Source organism: Pseudomonas sp. B7(2017), assembly GCF_002112745.1.
Taxonomy (GTDB): Bacteria; Pseudomonadota; Gammaproteobacteria; order Pseudomonadales; family Pseudomonadaceae; genus Aquipseudomonas; species Aquipseudomonas ekonensis.
The window spans coordinates 21,671-28,104 of sequence record NZ_NEIP01000030.1 but is presented as its reverse complement, the minus strand read 5'-3'; the positions used below and the strand labels follow the sequence as shown (position 1 = coordinate 28,104).

Below are 6,434 nucleotides of genomic sequence, written 5' to 3'. Positions count from 1 at the left end.
AGAAAGGGCGGGACGAGAAGTCTCCCACGGTCCGTACTGGCTAGAGTCGGATTCTTGCTTTTAGTCCCGCCCACCCCTTCAAGTCTAAACATACAAGCTAGCTTGCTAGCGATGAGGCCAGCACAGCCGACATCCTCGTTGCCTGACATGCCGCCATCGCTGGCAAGCCAGCTCCCACAAAGGTCGGCGGCGTTCGCAGAAATGGCAGCCCAACGCAGAATCCTGTGGGAGCCAGCCTGCTGGCGATGAGGTCGGCACACCCGACATCTTCATTGCCTGATATGCCGCCATCGCTTGCAGGCAAGCTCCTACAGGGGCCGGCGGTGTACGCAGAAATGGCAGATCATCGCAAAAACCTGTGGGAGCCAGCTTGCTGGCGATGGCGGTGGGTCAGTCACCGACGATGTTGAACGGTTTCCCCTGAGCCCAGGCAAAAAAGAACCCGGCACGACGCAAGCCGTGCCGGGTTTGTTGCCAGAGGGCGACGGATGTCGTGGATTCGCCGACCGCTGATGAAGGCTTTTGGCTTACGCCCGTTCCAGCGCCAGCGCCACACCTTGGCCGCCGCCGATGCACAGGGTCGCCAGACCTTTCTTCGCATCGCGCTTGAGCATTTCGTGCAGCAGGGTCACCAGCACGCGGCAGCCCGATGCGCCGATCGGGTGGCCGAGGGCGATGGCGCCGCCGTTGACGTTGACCTTGGCCAGATCCCATTGCAGGTCCTTGGCCACCGCCAGCGATTGGGCCGCGAACGCTTCGTTGGCTTCGATCAGATCCAGCTGATCCAGCGACCAGCCGGCCTTGTCGAGGCAGCGGCGGGTGGCCGAGACCGGGCCGATGCCCATGATCGCCGGGTCGACGCCCGCGTTGGCGTAGGCCGCGATTTTCGCCAGCACCGGCAGGCCCAGGGCCTTGGCCTTTTCGGCGCTCATCAGGATCACGGCGGCGGCGCCGTCGTTGAGCGACGATGCGTTGCCGGCGGTGACACTGCCGTCCTTCTTGAAGGCCGGGCGCAGCTTGGCCAGGGATTCGGCGGTGGTGTCGCCGCGCGGTTGCTCATCGGTCTTGAACACCACCGGGTCGCCTTTGCGCTGGGGGATCAGGATCGGGGTGATCTCATCGACGAAGCGGCCGGCCTCGATGGCTGCAGCGGCTTTCTGCTGCGAAGCGGCGGCGAAGGCGTCCTGCTGCTCGCGGCTGATGCCGTACTTGTCCACCAGGTTTTCGGCGGTGATGCCCATATGGTAGTCGTTGAAGGCGTCCCACAGGCCATCGCTGATCATGGTGTCGACGATCTGGGCATGGCCCATGCGCAGGCCGGTGCGGGCGCCGGGCATTACGTAGTTGGCCAGGCTCATGTTCTCCTGGCCGCCGGCGATGATCACGTCGGCGTCGCCGCAGCGGATCGCCTGGGCGCCCAGGTGCAGGGCCTTGAGGCCCGAGCCGCAGACCTTGTTCAGGGTCATGGCCGGCACGGCGTGGGGCAGGCCGGCCTTGATCGCGGCCTGGCGCGCCGGGTTCTGGCCGGCGCCGGCGGTCAGCACCTGGCCCATGATCACTTCATCGACCTGGGCACCGTCCAGACCGGTCTGCTCAAGCAGCTGGCGGATGACCGCCGCGCCCAGATCCACGGCGGAGACGGTGGCCAGCGCCCCCTGGAAACTGCCGATCGCGGTGCGCGTGGCGGCAACAATGACGACGTCTTGCATTTTCGAATTCCTCACTCGGCAGCGAACTGCATTTCCGGTACGTGATCCGGGACGATCAGTTTACCAGCGGTTTTGGCGACGATTTCCTCGACGCTGACGCCAGGTGCGCGTTCCTTGAGGACAAAAGCGCCATTTTCGATTTCAAGGTAGGCGAGGTCGGTCAGGACGCGCTTGATGCACCCGGCGCCGGTCAGCGGCAGGCTGCACTGGCTCAGCAACTTGGACTCACCGTCCTTGGAGGCGTGGGTCATGATGACGATGATGTTGTCGGCGCCGGCCACCAGATCCATCGCGCCGCCCATGCCCTTGACCAGTTTGCCGGGGATCATCCACGAGGCGATGTTGCCTTGCACGTCCACTTCGAACGCGCCGAGCACGGTCAGGTCGACGTGACCGCCGCGAATCATCGCGAAGGACTCGGCCGAGGAAAAGATCGACGCGCCGATCCGCGCGGTCACGGTCTGTTTGCCGGCGTTGATCATGTCGGCATCGATGGTGTCTTCAGTCGGGAAAGGGCCCATCCCGAGCAGGCCGTTTTCCGATTGCAGCATGACTTCCATGCCTTCGGGGATGTAGTTGGCGACCAGGGTCGGGATGCCGATGCCGAGGTTCACGTAGAAGCCGTCCTGCATTTCGCGGGCGACGCGTTGAGCCATTTGTTCGCGGGTAAGTGCCATGTTCTTGTTCTCCGTCAGCCTGAGTTATTTGCGGATGGTGCGCTGTTCGATGCGTTTTTCGAACGTGCCGCAAATGACCCGGTCGACGTAGATGCCGGGGGTGTGGATCTGCGACGGATCCAGCTCGCCGGGTTCGACGATCTCTTCGACCTCGACCACGGTGATCTTGCCGGCGGTGGCGGCCAGCGGGTTGAAGTTCTGGGCGGTGTGGCGGTAGATGACGTTGCCGAAGTGGTCGGCCTTCCAGCCTTTGACGATGGCGAAGTCGCCGGTGATGGACTCTTCCATCAGGTATTTGCGGCCGTGGAACTCACGCACTTCCTTGCCTTCGGCCACTGGGGTGCCGACGCCGGTGGCGGTGAAGAAGGCCGGGATGCCCGCGCCGCCGGCGCGCATTTTCTCGGCCAGGGTGCCTTGCGGGGTGAGGACGACTTCGATGTCGCCTTTGAGCAGCTGTTCCTCGAACAGTTTGTTCTCGCCGACGTAGGAGGCCACCACCTTGCGGATCTGCCGGTCCACCAGCAGCACACCGAGGCCGAAGCCGTCGACGCCGCAGTTGTTGGAGACGACGGTGAGGTCGCGGGTGCCCTTGCGCTTGATCTCGGCGATCAGGTTTTCGGGGATGCCGCACAGGCCGAAGCCGCCGGAAATCACGGTCATGCCGTCCTTGAGGCCGGCCAGAGCCTCCTCGTAGGAGTACACGCGCTTGTCGAAACCTGCCATAGGCACCTCTTTTATTGTTGGTAGGCGGCTGGCTAGCCGAATGGTTGGAGTGTCTCGCCGGACGATATATTTGTTAAGTTGATTTTTAGGGTGGATTGATTGATAAAACTCAATTAATCACCGTCCCCGTCTTGCAGCTTAACGCTTGCGGCTTACAACTGGAGCAACGCGACCATGACCATCAAACAGATCCGCGCCTTCCTCGCCGTGGCCCAGAGCCTGAGTTTCGCCGTGGCCTGCGAGCGCCTGCACCTGTCGCAGTCGGCGCTGAGCCTGACCATCAAGGCGCTGGAAGAGGGGCTGGGCGGACGCCTGTTCAGCCGCAACACCCGCAACGTGGCGTTGACCCCGGAGGGTGAATCCCTGCTGCCGCTGGCCCGGCGCCTGATCGCCGACTGGGACAACGCCGAAGACGAAATGCGCCAACGCTTCAGCCTGCAACGGGGGCGGGTGACGCTGGCGGCGATGCCGTCGTTCGCCGGCAACCTGCTGCCGCCGATCCTGAAGAATTTCCGCGCGCGTTACCCGAACGTCAATGTCACGGTCAACGACGTGGTCAACGAACAGGTGCTGGAGATGGTGCGCGACCGTCAGGTGGAACTCGGGGTGGCGTTCGAGCCGATGCAGAGCACGTCGTTGAGCTTCACGCCGCTGTACACCGACCGCTTCGTGGCGGTGGTGCCCCAGGATTCGCCGTGGGCCGGGCGCCAGGAAATCGACTGGCTGACCTTGCTTGAGCAACCGTTCATCACGTTGCAGCGACCGTCCACGGTGCGGGTGATGCTTGAGGAGCACTTGCAGGCCCGGGGCATGAAACTCCCGGTGGAGTTCGAAAGCCATCAACTGGCGACGGTCGGAAGGATGGTCGCCAGCGGCCTGGGCGTCAGCGCCGTGCCGGCCCTGTGCGCGGTGCAGATGCAGGAACTGGGCGCGTGCTGCCTGACCTTGCGCGAACCGGTGGTGGAGCGGGCCATCGGTGTGCTGACCGAGCCGGGCAACGAACTGTCGGCGGCGGCGCAGGCACTGTTCGATATCCTGCGCCAGGAAAACCTCGGCCAGCGCCTGGGCCCTGCGGAGCCTTGAAGGACGCCATCGCCAGCAGGCTGGCTCCCACAGGGATCCGGGGTGATGACAGGGTCTGAGCCCTCCACCGAAACCTGTGGGAGCTGCGGTGCGACGATTCGACTTGCCAGCGATGAGGCCGGCACAGCTGGCATCTCCGGTGCCTGATCCACCGCCATCGCCAGCAGGCTGGCTCCCACAAAAGCCGTCATGGGGCCAGGCATTTCGCCAAGCGGGGCAACAACACTTCGCACGAACCTTCGATCTTCAGGTCCAGCCATTCATCCGCCCGGGTCTTGCCCAGGTTGATCGCGATCAGCGGCTTGCCCCGGTCGGCGATCGCCCGGCACAGGCGAAAGGCCGAAAACGCCATCAGGGACGATCCGATCACCAGCATCCCGGCCGCCCGTTCCACCGCCGCCATGGCTTGCGCCGCCGTGGGCTGGGCGACGTTCTCGCCGAAGAACACCACGTCCGGCTTCATCCGTTCGCCGTCGCAATGGGGGCAGCGGGGCATCTGGAACCGTGCCTCGAAGGCCGGGTCGAGCAGGGTGTCGCCATCCGGCGCCTGCACCGCATCGACGCCGGCAAGGTAAGGGTTCTGCGTTTCCATCCATTGCTGGACCGAGTCCCGTTCGCTGCGCCGGCCGCAGTCCAGACAGAGCACCCGGTGCAGGCTGCCGTGCAGTTCGATCACGTCGCGGCTGCCGGCGCGGTCGTGCAGGGTGTCGACGTTCTGGGTGATGACCCCGTTGATGAGGCCGCGCTCCTGCAGGTCGGCCAACGCCTCGTGGGCCACGTTCGGCCGGGCCTGGCGCACCCGGGGCCAGCCGAGCATGGCCCGGGCCCAGTAGCGGCGGCGGGATTCGGGGGCGGCGAGAAACTCCTGATACATCATCGGCTGGCGGCCACGGCGCACGCCGTCGCTGTCGCGGTAGTCGGGGATGCCGGACGGGGTGCTGATGCCGGCGCCGGTGAGCACCACGAAGTCGCCGCCGGCCATGGCTTCCAGCAAATGGGTGAAGGCGTCGGGGTTGGAACGGTCGGGACAGGAACGGTCGGTCATGACCGAAGCTCCGCAGGCAGAAGGTGCATGCAGATTAGCACCTGCCATGGCCAGGGGGCTTGCTCCCGCCGGATTGCGCAGCAGGCCTCTGTGTTTTGGGGCCTGCGCACCGTCGGGAGCACGCTCCCTTACCCCGCCGCGTTACTTGCGTGCCTCCAGAATCAGGTTGAACGGCGTCTGCGTGGCCCGCCGAAACTGCTTGAAGCCCGCCTCGCTGAACACCTTGCGCAAACGCAGCTCGCCGGCCTGCGCGCCGAGCCCGAGGCCGACTTCCTGGGACAACGAGTTCGGGGTGCAGATGAACGTCGAGGCGGCGTAGAACAACCGGCCGACCGGGTTGATGTTGTCGTCCAGCGTATCGTTGGCGAACGGCTCGACCAGCAGGACCGTGCCGTCGTCCTTCAACGAGTCATACGCGTGACGCGCCGCGCCGACCGGGTCGCCCATGTCATGCAGGCAGTCGAAGTAGCAGATCAGGTCGTAGTCGTCGCCGGGAAAACTTTTCGCCGTGCCCTGGAAGAACCGTGCCCGGCTGCTGACCCCGCCTTCTTCGGCGCGTTGGGTGGCGACGGTCACCGAGGGCGCGTGGTAGTCGAAACCGACGAAGCGCGAATTGGGGTAGGCCTGGGCCATGATCACCGTGGAGGCGCCATGGCCGCAGCCGACGTCGGCGACTTTGGCGCCTTCCTCAAGCTTGGCCACCACGCCGTCCAGCGCCGGCAGCCACTCGGCGATCAGGTGCCCCTTGTAGCCTGGGCGGAAGAACCGCTCGGTGCCGGTGAACATGCACGGGTGGTGGTCGCCCCAGGGCAGGGCGCCGTTGCCGCGCATGGCTTTGACCAGTTTGTCCTTGTCGTGGAAAAACGACGCGACCACCCCGAGGCCGCCGGCGACATACACTGGCGAATCTTCGATGGCCAAGGCCAGGGCCTGTTCTTCGGGAAGTCGGAATTTTCCGTCCAGGTGTTCCATGTAGCCGGAGGCGGCGTGGGCGCTGAGCCATTCGCGCACCAGGCGGGTGTTGCAGGCGGTCTTTTCGGCGAGGGTTTCCGGGCTGATCGGCTGGCTGTCGGCCATCGCCCGGTACAGGCCGAGCTCTTCGCCGACGATGACATTGGCCAGCATCGCCGCGCCGCCCATGTCGTTGACCAGTTTGCCCATGAACTCGTTGAGTCTGGCCTCGTCCATCACAGGTGC

6 protein-coding genes are annotated in these 6,434 nt (G+C 65.0%); 1 reads left to right on the top strand and 5 read right to left on the bottom strand.

Annotated elements, in window-relative coordinates:
- Positions 1-527: 527 nt before the first annotated feature.
- From CAG29_RS27765 to CAG29_RS27755, 3 genes are read right to left on the bottom strand one after another with little or no spacing between them, the layout of a single operon-like run.
- Positions 528-1,709, bottom strand: coding sequence for an acetyl-CoA C-acetyltransferase (locus CAG29_RS27765; RefSeq protein WP_085695442.1), 1,182 nt, complete (start codon positions 1,707-1,709; stop codon positions 528-530).
- Positions 1,710-1,720: 11 nt separating this feature from the next.
- On the bottom strand, positions 1,721-2,386 hold the full coding sequence (locus tag CAG29_RS27760) for a CoA transferase subunit B (RefSeq protein WP_085586700.1): 666 nt from the start codon (positions 2,384-2,386) through the stop codon (positions 1,721-1,723).
- 24 nt (positions 2,387-2,410) lie between these two features.
- Positions 2,411-3,109, bottom strand: coding sequence for a CoA transferase subunit A (locus tag CAG29_RS27755; RefSeq protein WP_085586701.1), 699 nt, complete (start codon positions 3,107-3,109; stop codon positions 2,411-2,413).
- Between the two features lie 174 nt (positions 3,110-3,283).
- On the opposite strand from CAG29_RS27755, the gene CAG29_RS27750 reads away from it, so the two are divergent.
- Positions 3,284-4,192, top strand: a complete 909-nt coding sequence (locus tag CAG29_RS27750; protein WP_085657153.1) for a LysR family transcriptional regulator — start codon at positions 3,284-3,286, stop codon at positions 4,190-4,192.
- 187 nt (positions 4,193-4,379) lie between these two features.
- Here CAG29_RS27750 and CAG29_RS27745 read toward each other — a convergent pair whose 3' ends face one another.
- Together CAG29_RS27745 and CAG29_RS27740 are read right to left on the bottom strand one after the other, a co-directional pair.
- On the bottom strand, positions 4,380-5,174 hold the full coding sequence (locus tag CAG29_RS27745) for an NAD-dependent protein deacetylase (protein WP_139831409.1): 795 nt from the start codon (positions 5,172-5,174) through the stop codon (positions 4,380-4,382).
- Positions 5,175-5,378: 204 nt separating this feature from the next.
- A complete protein-coding gene (locus tag CAG29_RS27740) occupies positions 5,379-6,425 on the bottom strand; it encodes a class I SAM-dependent methyltransferase (protein ID WP_085633885.1) in 1,047 nt (348 codons plus the stop codon).
- Positions 6,426-6,434: the final 9 nt, after the last annotated feature.

Excerpts from the sequence above, each read along its gene's own strand:
- CAG29_RS27745 (WP_139831409.1), bottom strand. The coding sequence starts at position 5,174 with ATGGCCGGCGGCGACTTCGTGGTGCTCACCGGCGCCGGCATCAGCACC.
- CAG29_RS27760 (WP_085586700.1), bottom strand. The coding sequence starts at position 2,386 with ATGGCACTTACCCGCGAACAAATGGCTCAACGCGTCGCCCGCGAAATG.
- CAG29_RS27740 (WP_085633885.1), bottom strand. The coding sequence starts at position 6,425 with ATGGACGAGGCCAGACTCAACGAGTTCATGGGCAAACTGGTCAACGAC.
- CAG29_RS27765 (WP_085695442.1), bottom strand. The coding sequence starts at position 1,709 with ATGCAAGACGTCGTCATTGTTGCCGCCACGCGCACCGCGATCGGCAGT.
- CAG29_RS27750 (WP_085657153.1), top strand. The coding sequence starts at position 3,284 with ATGACCATCAAACAGATCCGCGCCTTCCTCGCCGTGGCCCAGAGCCTG.
- CAG29_RS27755 (WP_085586701.1), bottom strand. The coding sequence starts at position 3,109 with ATGGCAGGTTTCGACAAGCGCGTGTACTCCTACGAGGAGGCTCTGGCC.